The 19,940-nt window shown below is 53.6% G+C and carries 15 protein-coding genes; 2 read left to right on the top strand and 13 right to left on the bottom strand.

Going from position 1 to position 19,940, the window contains the following annotated elements; all coding sequences use genetic code 11:
- Positions 1-240: 240 nt before the first annotated feature.
- The 3 genes from MKY86_RS10935 to sbnA form a co-directional block, all read right to left on the bottom strand.
- Positions 241-1,554, bottom strand: a complete 1,314-nt coding sequence (locus MKY86_RS10935) for an alkaline phosphatase family protein (RefSeq protein WP_076073813.1) — start codon at positions 1,552-1,554, stop codon at positions 241-243.
- A gap of 1 nt (position 1,555) precedes the next feature.
- Complete coding sequence (locus MKY86_RS10930; RefSeq protein WP_076073811.1) at positions 1,556-2,782, bottom strand: MFS transporter; 1,227 nt, start codon at positions 2,780-2,782, stop codon at positions 1,556-1,558.
- Positions 2,783-3,066: 284 nt separating this feature from the next.
- A complete protein-coding gene (sbnA, locus tag MKY86_RS10925; RefSeq protein WP_340826875.1) occupies positions 3,067-5,289 on the bottom strand; it encodes a 2,3-diaminopropionate biosynthesis protein SbnA in 2,223 nt (740 codons plus the stop codon).
- A gap of 169 nt (positions 5,290-5,458) precedes the next feature.
- On the opposite strand from sbnA, the gene MKY86_RS10920 reads away from it, so the two are divergent.
- Positions 5,459-6,295, top strand: coding sequence for a YheC/YheD family protein (locus MKY86_RS10920; RefSeq protein ID WP_076073808.1), 837 nt, complete (start codon positions 5,459-5,461; stop codon positions 6,293-6,295).
- Between the two features lie 49 nt (positions 6,296-6,344).
- Here the strand turns inward: MKY86_RS10920 and MKY86_RS10915 are convergent, their stop codons facing one another.
- The 5 genes from MKY86_RS10915 to MKY86_RS10895 form a co-directional block, all read right to left on the bottom strand.
- Positions 6,345-7,052, bottom strand: a complete 708-nt coding sequence (locus tag MKY86_RS10915) for a response regulator transcription factor (protein WP_076073806.1) — start codon at positions 7,050-7,052, stop codon at positions 6,345-6,347.
- Positions 7,049-8,794, bottom strand: coding sequence for a histidine kinase (locus MKY86_RS10910; protein ID WP_083684310.1), 1,746 nt, complete (start codon positions 8,792-8,794; stop codon positions 7,049-7,051). The genes MKY86_RS10915 and MKY86_RS10910 overlap by 4 nt, the downstream gene beginning before the upstream one ends.
- A 96-nt stretch (positions 8,795-8,890) precedes the next feature.
- Entirely contained in the window at positions 8,891-10,468 is a 1,578-nt protein-coding gene (locus MKY86_RS10905; RefSeq protein WP_340826872.1) for an extracellular solute-binding protein, read from the bottom strand.
- Positions 10,469-10,537: 69 nt separating this feature from the next.
- The gene (locus MKY86_RS10900; protein WP_076073803.1) at positions 10,538-11,419 is read right to left on the bottom strand and encodes a carbohydrate ABC transporter permease; all 882 of its coding nucleotides are present in this window, start codon (positions 11,417-11,419) and stop codon (positions 10,538-10,540) included.
- 17 nt (positions 11,420-11,436) lie between these two features.
- Positions 11,437-12,420: an ABC transporter permease gene (locus tag MKY86_RS10895; protein ID WP_076073800.1), complete on the bottom strand. Its 984-nt coding sequence runs from the start codon at positions 12,418-12,420 to the stop codon at positions 11,437-11,439.
- A 308-nt stretch (positions 12,421-12,728) separates the two neighbouring features.
- Between MKY86_RS10895 and MKY86_RS10890 the strand changes: the two genes are divergently transcribed.
- The gene (locus MKY86_RS10890; protein WP_076073797.1) at positions 12,729-13,559 is read left to right on the top strand and encodes a helix-turn-helix domain-containing protein; all 831 of its coding nucleotides are present in this window, start codon (positions 12,729-12,731) and stop codon (positions 13,557-13,559) included.
- Positions 13,560-13,573: 14 nt separating this feature from the next.
- On the opposite strand, the gene MKY86_RS10885 is transcribed toward MKY86_RS10890, so the two are convergent.
- From MKY86_RS10885 to MKY86_RS10865, 5 genes are all read right to left on the bottom strand, one after another.
- Positions 13,574-14,134 (bottom strand): hypothetical protein, encoded by a 561-nt coding sequence (locus tag MKY86_RS10885; protein WP_340826870.1) that lies wholly within the window; start codon positions 14,132-14,134, stop codon positions 13,574-13,576.
- A gap of 39 nt (positions 14,135-14,173) precedes the next feature.
- Positions 14,174-14,854 (bottom strand): hypothetical protein, encoded by a 681-nt coding sequence (locus tag MKY86_RS10880; RefSeq protein WP_076074838.1) that lies wholly within the window; start codon positions 14,852-14,854, stop codon positions 14,174-14,176.
- 428 nt (positions 14,855-15,282) lie between these two features.
- Positions 15,283-16,365, bottom strand: a complete 1,083-nt coding sequence (locus tag MKY86_RS10875; RefSeq protein ID WP_445669900.1) for an endo-1,4-beta-xylanase — start codon at positions 16,363-16,365, stop codon at positions 15,283-15,285.
- A gap of 44 nt (positions 16,366-16,409) precedes the next feature.
- The gene (locus MKY86_RS10870) at positions 16,410-17,972 is read right to left on the bottom strand and encodes a glycoside hydrolase family 43 protein (RefSeq protein ID WP_076073795.1); all 1,563 of its coding nucleotides are present in this window, start codon (positions 17,970-17,972) and stop codon (positions 16,410-16,412) included.
- 29 nt (positions 17,973-18,001) lie between these two features.
- Entirely contained in the window at positions 18,002-19,921 is a 1,920-nt protein-coding gene (locus MKY86_RS10865) for a carbohydrate-binding protein (protein ID WP_076073792.1), read from the bottom strand.
- Between the last annotated feature and the right edge of the window lie 19 nt (positions 19,922-19,940).

The raw sequence follows: 19,940 nt of genomic DNA, 5'->3' as shown, positions 1-19,940 counted from the left end.
AATCCACCTATTTCCTGCGGTAAACGCCACTCTACCTCGGCGCGCACATTGTGTTCGCTTTTTCGCCTACATCCAGCTTACGTTCACCCGCTCCACACCTCCGCATAAGCAAGCTATCCTCCTGTTCACCCACCCTATCAACAAAAAAGCCCAACCCGGTTGCCGCGTGCGCGGACATCCTGATCAGACCGATGGAAGTTGCTCTATTCATCATTCATACTACCACTACTATTCTCCTAGCTATGCCTCAAAAATCTCCTCCAGCACCCGCCCGTCCCCCGGCCCGAACTCCATCCCCAGAATCCGTCCCATCGTCGGGGCGATGTCGACCATCTCCAGGTCACCGATGGGGTAGCTCTGCTTGATCCCGGCCCCTGCGATGACGAGATTGCAGCGGTACCCGCTTGCATCCGGCGAGTAGCCATGCGTAGCATAGCGTATACCTTCAGCCTGCAGATCGGTGATCAGCGTGTCCGCCAGCGCCTCATCGAAGCTGTAGCCCCGCTGTGCTTCAAGCATGACTTTTGCCACCGGGCTGGCGTGGAGCTGCTTCAGCATTTCTTCCGTATATACACTCTCGATTCCTGATGCTCCTTCACGCCTGTATTCATCCACCACCGCCAAGGCCAGCCGCTGCGCTTCCTCATCTCCGGGCTGCACATGCAGATAAGCTGAACCGCCGCCGCTCTGGAAGTAGGCCCGCCACTGCATCACGCCGTCCTTCTCATGGATCAGCCCCTTAGCCTGCAAAAGGTTGTTCAAATGCACCTTGTAGCGCACGTTGAACTGACCATGATCACCCAGTACCATAATTACCGTCTCCTCCCGGATTCCGGCATCCTCTACCGCCTGCATGATCTCACCCAGCCGGTTGTCCATCCGCAGGATAACATCGTCTACTTCCCCGTTGTCCGTGCCGTACATATGCTTGGTGTCATCCAGGTCGATTAGATGCATCATGAGCAGGTTCGGCTTATGCCGCTTAATTGTATCGGCGGCGCACTTCGTGGTGAAGTTATCAAGCTGCGGCTGGCCGATGCCCTGCCTGATCCGTCCGTATTTCAACTCCAGCCGGGCGCAGTACAGGGGACTGCCGCTTCGCAGTATCTTGAGCGCCTGATTCTCCCCTTTTAGCGCCCGAATCTCTGGAATATTATACTGAATCGAGGACTTGCCGCTTACCGGCCAGAGCAGTCCCGCCGTACTCAGACCCGCCTTACGCGCGGCATCATAGATCGTTGGCACCTGGACTGCCTCCCGGAACCAGAACCAGCGCTGCTCCTCCTCCGGCACGAACGGCTGCAGCGGATTGTTGTGATAGATGCCGTGTTTATCCGGGTAGACGCCGGTAGCGATGGTCGTATGTACCACGTAAGTGAGCGTGGGATAGACACTTCTGAGACGGTTGCTGTAGGCACCGCTGGTGATCAGCTTGGACAGATTGGGCAGGCGGCTGGCCATCTCCCAGTGATCTTCAGAGAAGGCATCATAGGAAATGACGATCAGATGCTTGGCTGCCGAGGGTGGTGGCGGTTGCAGTCCAGTAGATTCCATACTATGTCCCCTTTGGCAATGTGATGAAGATGAAGAAGCCGATCAGAAAGAGCGGAATAATTGACAAAATACTGTAGCGGGCATCCCCGGTCAAGGTAGTGGTCAGAGACATTAAGGCAGGGCCGAGAATCGCCGCGAACTTGCCGAAGATATTATAGAACCCGAAGAATTCGTTGGAATTCTCCTTCGGGATGATTTTGGCGAAATAGGACCGGCTAAGCGCCTGAATACCGCCCTGTGCCGAGCCGATCAGCGCACCCAGCAGGAAAATATGCCATACCGAGCTAATGAAGAACGCTGCGATACAAGAAATAACGTAGGTGAAGATCCCGGCAATAATCAGATTCCGGGCGGAGTAGGTTTTGGCCAGATTACCATAGAGAATCGCGCAGGGAAAGGCAATAATCTGGATGATGAGCAGAATTCCCAGCAGCGTGAAGGTATCCAGGGCATCTGTGCCGAGGACGGAGGTGGCGTAGGGTACGACCATTTTGATAATCGTGTCTACTCCGTCAATATAGAAGAAGTAGGCGAGCAGGAACACAAAGACGATTCGGTGCTGGCGGATATTCCTGAAGGTGGCAGCGATACGCTGGAAGCTCTTGGAAACAGGCTTCGGCTCAGGCTCGATATAATATCTCTGCTTCACATCGCGGATCATCGGCACCGTAAGCAGCCCCCACCAGAGCGCCGTAATGATGAACCCGATCTGGTAGCCGATGGCCTTGTCCATCCCCAGCAGGAAGATCAGCAGCAGACTGATGCCGAACGGAATACAACTGAAGATGTAGCCGTAGGCGAACCCTCGGGTAGACACCTTGTCCATCCGTTCATCCTCCGTAATATCCACCAGGAAGGAATCGTAGAAGATGTTGGACCCGGCGAAGCCGACCGCTGACAGAATGTAAAAGGCGATGAGCAGCTGCCATTGACCGCTGTCCGGGGACACGAAGGCCAGGGAGGCGGTGGCAAGGATACCGAGCGCAGCGAAAAAAATAAAAAACCGCTTCTTCCGGTCCTTATAATCGGCAATCGTACCGAGAATCGGGCTGAGGACCGCGACCAGAATACTGGCGATGGAGTTGAAGTACCCCAGGTCCATGCTGCTGCCCACATTATCAAACATCCCGAAGATAATCGGCAGCAGCGCCGTAGTCACGGCCATCGAATAAGCGGAATTCCCGCAGTCGTACAGAATCCACGATCTCTCCTCTTTGCTTAGCTTCATCTCATCTTCTCCTCTTATAACCGATTGTTTCAGTTATATCACGCCAACATATTAAGGATGTTAATGGGGTGTAAAATCACGGGCGGATCTGCTATTACGATTACGTCCATCATACCATAGGCCTTCTTCCCAGGTGATGACTATATCTGAATCCGTTCGAACGGGTCATCAAAAGAGTGCCAATGGTCATCTGACAATGAGCTTGGCATTATCAGCCTCCAGCCGATAATACCAAGCTCGTGTAAGGTTTGATTCGCTCCACGTAAATGTTCCCCCTGTTGTGATCACACCAGGAATTCTTCCGTGGCTGACAGCAGCTCCGCTCCGAATTGGCTCTGCACCCAGGTGTCCGAGTATACCGTATCGAGATACCGTTCTCCCTTATCATGCAGGATGGCGGTGCAGACTGCGCCGGGAGGGATCTCCTCCTTAAGTTGCCGAATAGCAGCAAGCACTGCCCCGGAGGAGGCTCCGGCCAGAATGGATTCCCTGCGGGCCAGCGCCCGGCAGCCCTTCACCATATCGGCGTCGGTCACATGCACAATCCGGTCAATCAGATCCGGTCTGCGCAGCGGGGGCACAATACCGGCACCCAGTCCAGGGAAGTGCCGCTTCTTCGGATGGCCGCCAAAAATAACGCTACCCTCTGCATCCACCGCCACAATCCGGGTCCGCAGTCCATTGTCCTTCACGTATTCTGCCAGTCCGTTTATCGTTCCGCAGGTACTGACACTACAGAACAGGTAATCGACCTGCCCCAGCTCCGTCACGATCTCAGGCATGGTCGTATCATAATGGGATAGATAGTTATTGGGATTGGCATACTGATTCGGCCAATAGCTGCCCGGTATCTCCGCGAGCAGCTGCTGCACACGCTTCAGCCGGGCCGGCAGGAATTCCCCGGTTTCGGGATCAGGGCGGTCAATGAAATCAATAGCCGCACCCAGGGCCTTCAGCAGCTGAAGATTCATCCCGGTGGTTCTGGCATCCACCACACTGATGAAGGTCATCCCGAGCTGCTTACATATCATGGCCAGGCTGATAGCCATATTCCCGGAACTGGATTCAACAATTACTGTCCCCGGCCTGATAAGGCCTTCCTTCCACGCTTCCCGGATCATCCGCAAGGCTGGGCGGTCCTTTGCGCTTCCTCCCGGGTTCATCAGCTCCATTTTGGCGTAGACGCTGAACCCGCTGGCAGCAAACAGATTATCCAGCTTCAGGAGTGGTGTATGTCCGATGGCCGATAAAATCCCGCTGGTAAGCTGAGGCTCTGCCCGCTGCTCCACTGTCTGCGGCTCCGTTTGATCTTTCCGGTAATACAGCTTCTTGTTCTTCACCTGCCCGCCGGCAAGCTCCTCGTTCTCTTCCGTCAGAATGACCTCAATATCGTCAAGCAGATGACTTGCGATCATCAGACCAATCTCCGGGATGCATGCCCTGATCTCTTCCCTGATGACCGGAACGCAGGATGGAGCAGCTGACCTGCTCTGGATATACACGGATAATGCATTATGGCTGACCCCGACCCGGACCCTGGCCTGCTGAAGATGACGGTAGACCACCTGTTCAATATCGTAGATGCTGATTTTCTCCCCATGCTTCAGCTCACGGCCCACCCGTTTGACGATGGACTGGAAGCTCTGCCGCTCCACCCCGTCTACCTGCACGGTCCTGAAATCCCTCACCACATCATAGGTGACAAACCGGAGGGCTGGCAGCAGCTTACGCACGGTTGAAGTTAACACCAGAATGCCTTCGCCGTTACCCAGCGGGTCGAGCCCTTCCCCTAAGATCTCCGTTCCCACAGCTTCGGCAACGATGCCGTCAGCCAGCAGATACCGGCCCAGCTCATGCGAATAATAAGCAATCGTGCCGATTTCAATCGACCCGTACGTATCGGTAATATCCTGCGGCTTCAGGCCGAACAGGCGGGCCATGTTCTGCTGCCACTCGCGGGTAGCGATCTCGCCGACCAGAATGATTTTGCGGATTCCAAACGCCAGGGGGTCCTCTGCAGCATATACGATATGATCCAAGATCGAGGGCATGGTGTACAGCAGGTCGGGCTGGAAAGCCTGAATACGCTCAATATGCTGTTCTACCGGCAACTCGAAGGGAATGGAGCTGTTAACCAATCCCAGCCGTGCAAAAATAGCCAACGCCGTATTCGCAGCATGTCCGGTTCCCATATCCGCCAGCGCCCGGGCACATCCGCTTCCCTGAAGCAATTCCCCGAACAGCCTGGTTTTGATATCGATATAATGCTGTTCATCCTCTTCCGAATAGACGATTGATTTACGCCGTCCTGTACTGGTGCCCGAGGTCCGGTAGACGGCATGGGCAGCATCGGGCTCGTTGTTATAATAATGAATATCCAGCAGATCCGAAGTCATAAGGGGAAGCTGCTCCAGACTGTAATTCAAGTGCTCATTGCCGATAAGATCCTTGTACCAGGGGAAGTACCTGATTACTTCGTTTACTTTATCCCGCCACTGCTCCGCCATTCCTCTCGACGCCTCCCGAACCGGTTGCCTGAACGCAGCCCCGGATGAATACCTTCAATAATCTATGTAATCATCGGCCTGTGTGTTCGGCCCCGGGGCATCCGCCCAAGCCAAATCCTGCTTTGTACCGTACTATAGCCTATTAGAATCCATAGAACGGGGGAGTAGCATGAAGGAGCAAATCAGCCGAATCTCCAATAAATTAACGAAGACAACGGTACTGGCGAAGAAGTCTGAATTAAAGCGGCATATCCCGGAGACCCGGAAATTAAGCCGGAGAGTACTCCAGGCGATGCTGCAAAATCATCAGATGGTCTACATTAAGCCCTGCTGCGGTTCGTTAGGCGAAGGGGTCATAAGGGTTGAACAGCGGATGCTGCGGAGCAGTAGCGGCGCTGGCAGAAGCGAGGCAGAGCCGGGGACCAGGCAGTCCTACCGCTATCAGGCAGGGACAAAGATACACACATACAGTAATTATAGCGAGGCCTATCAGGCCCTCCTGGCCGAGACCCGGGGCCGGTCCTATCTGGTGCAAAAGGGCATCCGGCTGCTGACTTACGGCGGACGGCCTTTTGATATCCGGGTGATGGTACAGCGTAATCCGCAAGGGGAGTGGGAGGCTACAGGAGCGGCGGGACGCGTGGCGCATCCGCAGAAGGTGGTTACGAATGGCAGCCAGGGCGGAACCATCTATCCGGTGGAGACACTGCTGAAGGCTTACACCCGTTCAGAAAAACGCAGTGAGCTGCTTGCCCAAATGTACAAACTTGGCGTGAAGTGCGCCCTCCAGTTAAGCTCTGCCTATCCCGGACTTAAGGAAATCGGCCTGGATTTGGCCTTGGACCGGCGGCTGACTCCCTGGATTCTGGAAGTGAACACCGCCCCCGATCCTTGCCCGTTCACCAAGCTGAAGGACACCCGGATGCTGGAGCGGATCGTAAGATACGGCAAAGCTTACGGGCGCACCTACAAGCTGAAGTGCATGAAGGCCAAGAGAGGCGTGTAGGTACAGCATGCCCCATCCTTGCGCCCGGCCTCCTGGCCGAGCGCAAGCTTCAGTGGTCTTCCCGGTAAGCCCCCGGGGTGCTGCCGGTATATTTTTTGAACACCTTGTTGAAGTAATGCTTGTTCTCATACCCGACCCGGCGTCCGATCTCGACTACCGGCAGATCCCGGTGGAGGCTCAGCAGCTTCTGCGCTTCCTTGATCCGGGTGGTATTCAGGTAATTGACAAAGGTATCACCCGTGACCTTCTTGAACAGGCTGCTGATGTAATTCGGATGAAGGTTCATCAGCTCGGCCAGATGATCGAGGGACAGGTCATTCATATAATTCAGCCGGGTATAGGCAAGAATCCGCTTGGCATGAGGCGGACAGTCCGTACTGTCCAGGGAGGGAAGATTCCGGTTCACCTGACTCAGCAGCCGGGCTACCTCCTCTTTATCCACCGGCTTCAGCAGGTAGTCCACTACCCCGTAACGGAGCGCCCGGCGGGCATATTCGAAGTCATCATGTCCGGTAAGAATAATGAAGCGCTCACATAAACCGTTCTCCTTCGCCTCTTCCATCATCTCGAACCCGTTTTTCTCCGGCATATGCAGATCGGTTACCGTCACATCCGGCATATATTCCTTCATAATCTGAAGCGCCTCGAAGGCGTCACCGGCCTCGCGGATCTCAGCTCCGACCGGCGCGGCTCCGCCAATTACCTTCACCAGCCCTCCAAGGATAATCGGCTCATCGTCTACGATCAGAATTCTCATGCTTGCTCTGCCGCCCCTTTCGATAGGATGATGGTCAGGCAGGTCCCCTTGCCCTCTTCACTCTCAAGAACCAGCCGTGAAGTCCCGCCATAAAATGATTTAATCCGTTCGCTGACATTATACAGGCCCACGCCTCCCTCCGCCTCTTCCTGAGTCTTCACCTCTTCTCCGCGGGATAACCGGGCGCGAATAAGCCGCACCTGGTTCTCAGGAATGCCAATGCCGCTGTCGGATACGCTGATTCGGATCTCCTCTGCCGTCTCCTGCGCTTGAATCAGAATATGGACCGGCCGCAGCGTCACAGCAGCTCCGTGAATAATACTATTCTCAACCAGCGGCTGGAGGATGAATCTTGGACAGATCAGGGTCTCGGCAGCCACAGCGATATCGACCTCATAGGTAAGTCTTTTTTGCAGCCGCATTTTGTGAATATTGAGGTAGAAAACTACGGTCTCAAGCTCTTGGGAGAGAACGGTATGATCGTCCTGGGCGGACAGGCTGTAGCGCATCAGCTTGCCGAACCAGTAAGAGATCTCCGCCACTTCCTTGTCGTTGTTCGATTCGGCCAGCATGCGGATGGTCTCCAGCGTATTATAGAGAAAATGCGGCTTGATCTGGGCCTGGAGCACCTTGTAAGCGGCTTCCTTATTGCGCAGCTCGGCCCGGTGAACATTGTTGATCAGCTCATCCATGCGCAGGAGCATCGAATTATAGGTCTCGGTCAGGAAACTAATCTCATCCCTGCGGCCCGGCTTATCTTCCTTGCTGATGGACTGCTTCAGATTATCATCATTCAGGTTGCGCATATGTCTGGCGAGCCGGAGTACGCGCTTCGTAATCGTTGATGCGAGTGTGTAATAGGCGAACGACAATAACGCAAGCAGCACCGCGAATGTCGTAATCATCACCAGCTCCTGGCTCCTGATCGAGCGGAACACCTCGGATACCTTGCCGATGACGGCGACACGTACGCCCAGTTCCTTCATATATAGCTGATTAACAATGACCTCCCGGTTAATGAAATAGGTCTGTGCTTCTCCCGAAGTCAGTCTGCTCCAGGTGGCATCGTCCACCGCTGCGGGGATACCTTCCCGCTCCAGCGGCTCGCCCTCTGCCGGCAGAAGCAGCGCGGTCCAATCCCCTCCGCCTGTTGCCCGGTAGAATTTGCGGATCAGCTCACTGCCAACCCGCAGCTCCAGCAGTCCCACAATCTCGGTAAAGTCATTATTATATATTTTCTGGTAGAATACCAGCGGGGGCGCTTCCACCTCAGGATCGGGAATGATCCATTTGCCCTGTCCCGGCCGCAGCATACGGGTAGCCTCGGCACCCTGTTCGTTCAGCGCCGATAGTTCGAGCAGCCGGTCAGTAATGGGCAGCACTCCCTGCTTGGTTATATAGATTCTGAACGTGTCGATCTCAGGACTGATATTAAGCGATTGCAGAATCACCGGATTGATATAACGGTTATAGGCATATATGCTCTCTGAGTCCGTCTCATAGCTGCCGTCCAGATAGTCGGTGACATACGGGTTGTACTGCAGCATACGCTGGGTGGAATCAATCCGGGCCAGATCCGCCTTCATATTGGCATAGGCCTGCTCCAGTATCTTTTGACGGCTCTCCACAAACTGGCTGCTTACACTGTCATAGATCTTACTATAATAATAGTAGCCAAACGTAACTACAGGAATAAAAATCAGAAAAATATACCCTACTATCATCTTGCGTACAATGCTCACGGCAGTCTGTCCCTCCGGTGCCCGACTTGTGTTCTCTAATCCTACCATGAACATGTAAAACCCGGTAGAGACAGGTCTCTACCGGCAGGATTTCGCTTACTTGAACAGTTCTTTCTTCTTCTGATAGGTCGCATTCGCCCAGTCGGTCAGCTTCTGCAGGCCGATGTTCTCTGCGTTCTTCAGCATATTCTCATAGGCTGCTACTGCGGCTTCCTCCGATTCAGCCAGATAGATTTTGACCTTCTCATTCTTGACCATCTCATCGATCTTGGTCTTAATGGTCTTCTCCTGTGAATCCGGCTGGGTCTGGATCAAGCCGAGCTCCGGCTTGTAGATACGGACCGCCTTCAGTTCCATCAGCGCCTGGGTCTTCTGCAGCTCAGGAACATAGGATAGCATACCTTCGGTAACCCCATCGTTATAGAGATACCACCATTTAATCCCGTTGCTGTTCACGAAATCGGCATCGGACGGATTGTATTTGAAATCGGGGTGGCCTTCTTCATTCCAGGTCCAGTGCACGCCCTCTACCCCGAACATCGTCAGCTTCTTGCCCTCGTCGCTGGCCAGATATTGCATGAATTTGATGGAGGCCTCCGGGTCCTTATTCTTCTTGGTGATGAAGGTTCCGGAGAAGCCGAGTCCTGAGCTGACTACCTTGGCATCCTTCGACAATACGCTTGGCAGCATCTTGAAGGAGAAGTTCCCCTGATTGCTCTTGATCTTGATGTTATCGGTATCTGCGGTGGAGACGGTGTGGCTATGGGCGAAGGCTTTACCGCCCGTAGCATATTGATCATCAATCTGGTCATTGGCCAGTGCGAAATTCTCAGCCAGGATATAGCCGTTGCGGTACAGGCTATTCATGAACTTGAAGAAGTCCAGCATCTTAGGCTGCCTGATCGCATATTCCACCTTGCCGTCCTGTTCATACCAGCCGTCGAGCAGGGTCTCCGTACCGAACTGGGCCAGGAAATACTGCTCGATCCAGTCCTTGTCCATGATCAGCGGGACCATCTCGGGATATTTCTCCTTGACCATGCCCAGCACCTTGACGAAATCATCCAGGGTCTTGATCGGCGGATTCCCCAGCTCCTTCAGAATATCCTCCCGTACCGCGATGCCCGGGTTGCCGTCGCTGCCTAACGAATATTTACTATTCGCCATCTCCTCCTGGGTAGCAAAGGAGTTCCGCACGGTATAGAACTTGCCGTCATCCATGGTATGGATGGCAATCCGGGTCTTGTCAATCTTGAAATCCGGCGCGTATTTCTCAATCAGCTCATTCCAGGAATACGACAGCTTCGAGTCGGATAACCGGTCTATGTTGGAAGAGGTGAACACCAGGTCCGGCAGGTCACCGGAGGCAATCATGAGCGGAAGCTGCTTATCATCGGTAGCGACCGTAACCTTGAGCTTCACTCCTGTCTTCTCAGTAATCATGTCGGCGACCGGGCCCTTCCATTCCGTAACCGGGTACCACGACGCATCGATGAAGAGGCTTAACTCCTTCACCTGTCCGGGCTTGGCCGGTGCATTCCCGCCTGCTGCGGCGTCCGGGCTGCCGGACGGGGCGGGCTGGGCGGTATTTCCCCCGTTACCGCCGCAGGCGGATAACACTACGGCCATTGAGAGTGCGGCTGCGACGATCTTGAAGCTTCTGCTTTTGTTCAAGCTAATCCCTCCATGATTGAATTAATGAGCTGTATGTGCAATGGAACATTTGAACACTGAAGCACTGGCCTAGCCTTTTACCGAACCCAGCATGATGCCATGAACGAAATACTTCTGCAGGAACGGGTACACACAGATAATGGGAACGATGGACACCACCATTGAAGTGACCTGTAAGGAGAAGCTGGTCACACCCGCCGAGGCACTGTTGGCTACCGCCAGCGAATCCATCGGAGAGTTGCTCTTGTTAATGACCTCCATCATGCGGAAGGCCAGCGTACGCAGCTCCTCGGACTGGACGAAATAAGCCGAATCCAGCCAGGAATTCCATTGCCCGACCCCCATGAACAAAGCCATAGTTGCCAGCACCGGCGTTGAGACCGGCAGGATGATGCGGAAGAATATCGTAAACTCGCCGGCCCCGTCTATATGCGCAGACTCTTTTAGCTCAGCAGGAATTTCGCGGAAGAACGAGATCGCAATGAGCAGGAAGAACGTGCTGAGCATGGACGGGATAATGTACACCGCAAAGGAATTTAACAAACCTAGTGAACGCAGAACTACATAATAAGGGATCAGTCCGCCGGAGAAGTACATGGCAAATACGATCACTGTGAAATAGACCTTGCTGAATAACAGATCCCGATGGGATAGACCGTAAGCGACGATGCTGGTGAGCAGCAGTCCGAGCAAGGTGCCGGACACCGTCCGCAGTACGGAGATCAGGAACGCCTTCACCCACTTGGGATCATCCATGAACACCCGGTAATTCTCCAGGGTAAAATTCCGGGGCCACAGATACACACCGCCCAGCAGCGAGTCCGAGCCTTTATTGAAGGAAGCAATTAACACATAATAGAACGGATACAGCATCGTAAGCATAATAATGAACAATACCACATAGATCACGCTGTCAAAAACAAAATCCTTCTGCCGCTGACTCTTCAGCATAGCCTTCCCTCCTCTCTCTAAAACAGACTGGAGCCTGATACCCGCTTGGCAATATAGTTACTGGAGAATATCAGCGCTACCGAAATCACCGATTGAATTAAATCTATCGCCGCTGCATAGGAGAACCGCCCGTCGCTTAACCCCACCCTGAATGCGTAGGTCTGGACAATCTCAGAGGTTGGATTATTGATACTGTTGCCTAACAGGTAGGCCTGCTCGAAGTTGGAGCCGACCAGTCCGCCGCCGAGAATACTCCCGATGGTCAGCACCAGCACAACAACGATAGTTCCCTTCATCCCCGGCAGGGTGATATAACGGATTCGCGCCAGCCTTCCGGCACCGTCAATCTCAGCAGCCTCATACTGGGAAGGACTGATCCCCGAGATCGCCGCCAGAAAAATAATCGTCCACCAGCCCATCTCCTTCCACACCGCACTCCCTACCGCCAGCCCCCAAAAGTAATTCGGACTGGTCAGGAAGGCCAGCGGCTCATCCGTGAAGCCCATCGCCATCAGCGCCTTATTGACCACACCGACATCGGCGGACAGGAAGGCATAGGATACGCCAACCACGACCACCCAGGAGATAAAATGCGGCAGATAGCTGATTGTCTGCACAAACCGCTTGAAGGCCATGTGCTTCACTTCGTTCAGCATGATCGCCAGCAGGATCGGCGCCGGGAAGGCGAAGATGACCTTCAGCAAACTGAGGACCAGCGTGTTGCGGACCAGCTTGCCGAATTGATAGTCATGGACGAATTCATCGAAATACCTCAGCCCGACCCAATCGCTGGTGAAGATTCCTTTGATGCCGCTGGAGATGCTGTAATCCTTGAACGCCATCAGAATACCGAACATCGGAGTATACGCGAAGATCAACAGATAGATCATGCCTAGCCCGACGAACACATGCAGTACTTTCTGTTTTTTAAACCGCTTCCATAAAAACGACCGCCGGCCGCCGCCGGTTCCGGGACTACTCAACTGTGTTTCCAATTCCATATGCGCTCCTCCCTCGTACCTTTAGTTTACCTGCAAGCTCCGGGACGGCGTAAGCCAACATTCTTAAGAAAGCGTTGTCATTTTTGAATACGCTTCCTTTGTTTATTTGTGGTATTCGTCATATAGTATAGAAGACGGACTTAAGATTTGAACTTGAAGCTTGGCCGTCACTGCGGTGAACATTTGGACTTCCGGCCGCTACCGCTACTCCAGTTCCAAATTTCCCCTACGCTTCTTTTTGCTTTTCGTTAATTTCATTAGTGCTTCTTATAACAGAAGTTCTAAGATGAAGGATATAGGTGCCAACTATGAACTCTAAGGAATACGGACTTGGCGAGGGTCCAATGGTAAAAGGGAATGGGTACAAGCCCCCCAATCTGCATAGATGGGGACCCGGCGTCCGGGATGTATATGCGCTGCATTATATCGTGAGCGGCAGAGGTTACTTGAAGACCGGCCAAGCGGTACACCCTGTGGAGACGGGTGAGAGCTTTATGATTTTTCCGCAGACGGAGGTGTATTATTATCCTGATCCGCAGGACCCGTGGGCGTATTGCTGGATTGAGTTCAGCGGGGCGGAGGCTCTGCGCTTACTTGCCATGATTCATATCTCACCCGACCAGCCCGTTGTAACGGCTGCCCCGCAGGATTTCAGGGCTATGTTCGATCAGGTCGAGGGGTATCAACAGGAGCCGTATGCACGGGAGCGCTCGGATGCGGCGCTTCATCTGCTGCTGTCGTATTACATGGAGTATTATCCGAGTGAGCAGGCCAGTCTCAAGAAGGACTATGTAGGGTCAGCGAAGGCCTATATTGAGAGTAACTATTGGAAGTCTTCCTTGTCGGTGCTGGATGTGGTGGAATATGTGACGATTGAGCGCAGTTACCTGTTCCGGCTGTTCAAAAAAGAGACCGGCACCTCCATCTCCGGCTACCTGACCACCGTGCGCATCCGGCGGGCCTGTGAGCTGCTGGCAGAGTCGCGGTTGTCGGTGAAGTCGTTGTCTTACTCGGTCGGCTACCACGACCCGCTGTACTTCTCGAAGATATTCAAGAAGGTTACTTCCTACACGCCTTCACAGTACAGGAAGGTGTATAGGGAGGGGGAGCTGTCCCTTCCTGCGGCGGATGGCGGGTGAGCTTGGCGGGCGCGTTAGCGGGCGCGGGGACACTTACTTGTGCAGGTGAGTGATGGCGGGCGCAATGTGATCGGTTTTTCGATTACATTTCCATCCACGCCTCCCGTCCGGCCCATTGTAATCGGTTTTTCGATTACATTTCCATCCATGCCTCCCGTCTGGCCGATTGTAATCGGTTTTTCGATTACATTTCCATCCACGCCTCCCGTCCGGCCGACTGTAATCGATTTTTCGATTATATTTCCATCCACACCACCCGTCCGGCCGATTTTAATCGGTTTTTCGATTACATTTCCCTCCATGCCTCCCGTCCGGCCGATTGTAATCGGTTTTTCGATTACATTTCCATCCACACCACCCGTCCGGCCGATTGTAATCGGTTTTTCGATTACATTTCCATCCACACCACCCGTCCGGCCGATTGTAATCGGTTTTTCGATTACATTTCCATCCGCACCACCCATCCGGCCCATTGTAATCGGTTTTTCGATTACATTTCCATCCGCACCACCCATCCGGCCCATTGTAATCGGTTTTTCGATTACATTTCCATCCGCACCGCCCATCCGGCGCAATGTAATCGGTTTTTCGATTACATTCGGTGACGCTGTTTTTTAGACCAAATCTGGGCTTTGAATGGTGCCTATATACTCGTAGTATGTAACTCGTGGAGAAGTCCCTCTCGCTACAGGGCGGAATTTCCCCTTATCCACCAGCATACGGCTGTATTTAATAATTGTGGTGTAGTGTAATTCAAGCTCTCTCGCAGCATCAACGGGACGAAGGACACGATAGTTACGGATAGCTAGCCTCATCAAATCCCGTTCAATTCTGGAATAGGGTTTCTCTGTGCTTCTATTAGCAGTTCCTGCCAACAAGTAAGGAGACAGCATGTTCCGCAGTGTGGAAAGGACAAATGACGGATTCTCTTTCATCTCATCCAGCGAGATATAGAGAACCATGTAGTCCTGTGATTGCAGGAAGAGGCCGCGATTCAAGTCCATCCGGTATTTGCTCCGGTCCGTACCATGCGATCCGTAATCCATGATCTCAAATGCAACACGCGAGGAACCGGCCTTCCACAATAAATCGATAAAATAGGATCTACCGCGCCAGTCCTTAACTTCATATTCCGGATGGAGTCCGTGAAAATGTCCGGTAAGTGGCCACCACACACATTCAACGAATAAGCGGTTACCGTAACTATGGCCCCGCTTAAGTGCATCGAGCCGCTCCCCCTTTCTTTGTTTCAAATGCTTGCTTAACCACTGGTCATGTTCTTCTGTAAATCCCACTTTAATTCCCCCGCTCTGCAATGAGATTAATCTCTAAACGCACAAAACCCCGCCTCCTTCTACAAGAGAAGGGAGCGGGGCATCCTTTGCCACGTTTAATATATCTATTTCTAGTGTGCCACTTTTGGTCAGCGAACGCAAGATAAAGATCACTAGGAGCCTTACGTCCATCTGCAAACGCACATTGTGTTCGGTTTTTCGCATACATTTGGCCCACGCAGCTCGCGTCTGCCCAATGTGTTCGGTTTTTCGACTACATTGGGTCCGCATACCTCGCGCCTGCCCAATGTGTTCGGTTTTTCGACTACATTTGGTCCACGCACCTCCGCACTGCATCCCACCAAAAAAGGGCAGCTCCCTGAACGCATTGCGCCACGGGAGCTGCCCTTAAGTAATGCTTTTAAAACATACCGTCTGCCTGCCTCAGCTTACTCGGCCGGAACGGGTTCCAGCACGGGCTGGAGATCCGCTTGCAGGTCTGGCTCAACCACACTGTCCGGCTGGATCACGCTGTCGGTGATGTCCTGGGTGTCGGTGGTTTCCATCAGGGCTGACGAGCCGCCCAGGTATTGCTTCAGCCATTTCAGGGCAGGGCGCTCTGTACCGTTGGAATTCACCAGATGGGTATTGGCTGCCCAGGTCTGATTCTGGATGTAGCCCCACAGGGTTACGCCCTTAACGGAAGGATGGTTCCAGAGCACAGGGAATTTCTGTTGGTATCTGGCAAGCTGGGTGTTGTCATCACCGGTAATATCCAGCTCGGAGACATAGATTGGCAAGCCTGTTGCAGCAAGCTTACCCAGTACAGTATTCATGGTGCTCACACTTACGTTATCCATATTGAAGTAATGACACTGAATTCCGATTCCGTCAATCAGTCCTCTGGACTTCAGGTGATTGATAATAGTCACATACTTATCGGCCGCGCTCGGGTCACCGATAATGCCATATTCATTGATGAGCAGCTTGGAATTCGGGAACGCCGCCCGGGCTTGCTGGAAGGACCAGATGACCCAATCCCAGCCGGTGCTTCCGTCACCGCCGATGGCATTGCGGTACGAAGGCTTGGCATGCAGCGGTTCATTGACGACATCCACGAAGGCTGACTTGGCCGAATAACGCTGCCCTGCCTGAGTAATGAATGAGCTGATCTCCGCCTTCTGCTCCGCTGCCGACAAGCCGGCAACCCAGTTAGGCTCCTGGCTTCCCCAGACCAGGGTATGGAACTTGAACGGGATGTTTTTGCTAATCGCATAGTTATAGATCATGTCCGCATTGCCCCAGTTCATCTGGTTGCGGTTGCCTTCAATCGCTCCCCATTTCGTGCCGTTCTCAGGGGTGACCTGATTCCAATAGGTGGTGAAGTTGCTGGGCGCACTGCCTGCAATAATATTCCCCAGGAACTTCGATCCGTTGGTAATTGCTGCGCTGGCATTGCCTGCCATCACAGAGGTGAGCAGGACACTCGCTAAGGCGAGCCCGCCCACAACCTTCTTGATTCTATTCTTCAATTGAATACATCTCCTTTTTCTAATTGGGTTCAAATTCAAACAAGCTATTCCAGACGCAGATAATCAAAATCCGCATAGCCGCCCGCTGACTTCGTCGCATAATTAAACAGTGCAAACCGATAGCCCATAAAGTGAGGCAGCGTATAAGACATCTGCAGCGTATTCCCTATGGATGTCCAGTTGTTGCCGTCCAGACTGTAGGAGAAGTACGCTTTATCTGTCTGATTGGTGAAATCGCAGAGCACCTTCAGATAGACTCTGTTCTGGCTGAGCGGCACATTAGCCACTTGAGTCATGGACCCGGAGCTGGCATTGACCATCACAATGGATTTGGAATTGCCGGACATCTTCACGCCGACGAAGCCGTATTTCGCCTGAAAAGCAGCCAGTCCGGCAACGTCCCCGTCCTTCATCCCGCCCGTCTCCAGGGCCGTGACGCCTGTGCTTTTCGGTCCGAACGTCCGCTGGGTCAGCGTGTTCCGGGCATCCAGCAGACTTGTGCTTACCTTGCCGGTCGTCAGCCGCATGAAGCCTTGGCGCTGAGTCAGCGACCACTTCGAGTTATCGGGGTTGTGGTTCCACTGCCAGACCTTAGCCAGCCCTGAGCCTGAAGAAGGTGCTGTGAACTCGTCTGACGCGTACACCTTCTTCACCGGATACCCTTCGGCAGGCAGGTTCAGGGTCCGCGGCGCCTTGCCCCCGCTTCCGAAGACCGGCCAGTTTCCGGACCAGGTTACCGGTACCAGATACGGCATCCGCCCGACCGCCCCGCTGTCTCTGAAGAGCATCGCGTACCAGGAGCCGGATGGCGTGTCCACGATTCCGCCCTGGGCAATGCCCGAGTCGTTAAGTGACACCTGCCCCGTATAGCCTCCAGTTAAGCTGGTGGAGCGGTAGGTCAATTGGGTGCGTCCGCTTCCCGAAGGCCAGCAGATCAGGAACACATAATAATAGCCGTTGATCTTCTGGATATGCGCGCCTTCGGCCTTCACGATGAAGTTCGAACCGGCAATATTGCTGGAATTCGGGATGATGACCTGACTGATTCCGCCAGACTTAATGGCCTTGGCATCTGCCGTCAGCTCAATCAGGCTGATATTATCCACTCCGTACACCAGGAAGACCCGGCCATTGTCGAACAGCAGCGACGCATCGTGATAATAGCTGTTCAGGACCGATGAGGTCCAGGGGCCATTTTCAATATTCGTCGTCTGATAGATATAAGTCCGGCCGGTAGAGTTGGACCCGAAGGACACATAGTAGATCCCGTTATTGTACCGGATACTGCTGGCCCAGGAACCCTTGCCATACTCATTCTGTCCGTTGTTCAGGTTCTGGGCATCCCCGTTCGCATACGTATCGTAGACATAGTTCACGATTTCCCAGTTCACCAGATCATAGGACTTCATGATAGGGACTCCGGGGGTCATATGCATGGTGGTACTGGTCATGTAATACACATTGCCTACCCTGATGACATCATTGTCCGGGGCATCGGCATAGATAAACGGGTTGGTGAAGGTCGCCGCCGCAGCCGTAGAAGGATTGAACAGGATGCCAAGCATGAGCGAAATTGCCAGCAGGTACAGCCCTGCCTTTTTAGCCATAATCCCATTCCTCCCGCCCCATTGCTTCGTCACTGGCTCCATTCAATATAATCCACATAGGCGTCCCAGCTTCCATTGTCCGTAGTTACGACCAGCTTGACCTCCTGATTGCCGGTGGCGTGGGCCACATTGGTCAACGTCTGTACAGAAGGGGTTGTGCCGCTAAAATTGAAGGAGCCAACGTTCACACCGCCGATCAGCAGATCCACCCGCGCCGTAGATGAATTGTTAGAAGCCCCCCGGACCGAGAAGTTATGCGTGCCATAGGCATAATATTGATTGAACGCAGCAGCGTCATCATTCCCGTACAGCGCCACTCCGCTGAAAGGGGAAGTGATCTTGCCCGCATAGGTCCCGCTGAGCGTCATATCCTCCGCTTCCACCTTGCTCACCGGAGGAGGCGTCGTGCCGCCATCACCGCCCGTCGAGAACTGCCAGTAATCAAAGTTGAACAGATTGCCGGAGCCTGATCCGGTGAAGACCAGATAGAGTCTGTGCACTCCTGTCGCATTGCTGACCGTAGTCTGTACCTCCTGCCAGGACTGGGCTCCTCCTGTATTAGGAACATTCAGCGTGCCGACCAGCGGGCCGGTTGCGCTGTCGAGCCGGATTTCGATTTTACCGCCGCCTGTGGCGGAAGCCACATTCGCCTTGAAGCTGGAAGCGCCGGAGCCGAAATCGGCATTGCCCACAGCAACCCAGTCTCCATTGTTAATATTGGTCACATTCATATTGCTGACAGGACCGCCCGCAGCCTGCGTACGTTCCGTTGTAATGCCTGCATTCCAGCCGATCGTCTCAGCTTCCACCCGGGTGTACGGATTGAGATTGGCAATCTGGGCGATGCCCGCCATGTCTCCCTGAACCTCCTGGATGGTTCCGTTCGAATTATGGACCAGCTTGTTGATATGCGGAGAACGGTAGCCTTTGCCGTCACCGAGGACAGCCTTCGCCACAGTCTGAGCGTGATAGACAACATACCATTGGTTGTTGAAGTTAAATACCGCATGGTGGTTGTTGCCGCCTACCCCGAAGAAGGTGTAAGGATTCTTCAGAAAATGTCCGGTGTACGTAAATGGCCCCATCGGACTGTTGCTGACCATGTACCCGATTTCACCTGCCGGATAGGCAGCCGGGTGCGTGCCGGAGAAGTTGAAGCAATACGAGTAATAATACTTGCCGCCGTACTTGTGGATGCCCGAATCCTCAAACATATATGGAGCATCAATAGTGGATGCGCTTCCAACAATGCTGGTCATATCCGCACCGAGTCTCAGCACGCGGGCTGTCTTGGGACTCGCGATGGATGCCGGGTCCGAAGTGTTGGGGATGCCCCCGCCCGCATACAGGTAGCCGCTGCCGTCGTCATCGACCAGCACCGCCGGGTCAAACAGCCAGGTCACCCCGGACATTCCCGGTGTACTGCCTGTCACCAGCGCTTTACCCAGCGGATCGGACCATGGGCCAATCGGAGAGTTGGCTGTAAGTACCCCGATGCCTGACGCCCCGTTGGCGAAGTACAGGAAGAACTTGTCCTGTCCGTTGATTTTCTTCACGGCTGCTGAAGGCGCCCAGGAGAGCGAGGCCCATTTGGCAATACCCGCAGAACCGTTGACATTATTGGCTCCGGCTACCGGGATGGCGCCATGGTCTGTCCAGTTCACCATATCTGCCGAAGAGATGACATTAATTTTGTTCAGTGCGCTGAAATCATTATCCTTCACGGTTCCGTTGCTGTTATAGACATAGGCATCACTCGACATATAGATATAGACTCTTCCGTTGTACGTCAATGCGAAGGGATCGGCACCCAGCTTGTGGTCCATCAGCGGATTGGAATTTCCCGGCTGTTTGGCTGTGGCATTCCCTGCCGCCTGAGCAGACAGCATAGGCAGACAGCCCAGCAGCAGAACAAAGGTGATCGCAAGCACCGAGAGCTTTTTGAACATCGGCATTCTCCTCCATTAC

This window comes from Paenibacillus sp. FSL R7-0333, from assembly GCF_038000365.1.
In the GTDB taxonomy this organism is placed as follows: Bacteria; Bacillota; Bacilli; order Paenibacillales; family Paenibacillaceae; genus Paenibacillus_AQ; species Paenibacillus_AQ silagei.
The sequence above is the reverse complement of the archived record's forward strand: the minus strand, read 5'-3'. Positions and strand labels throughout refer to the sequence as shown.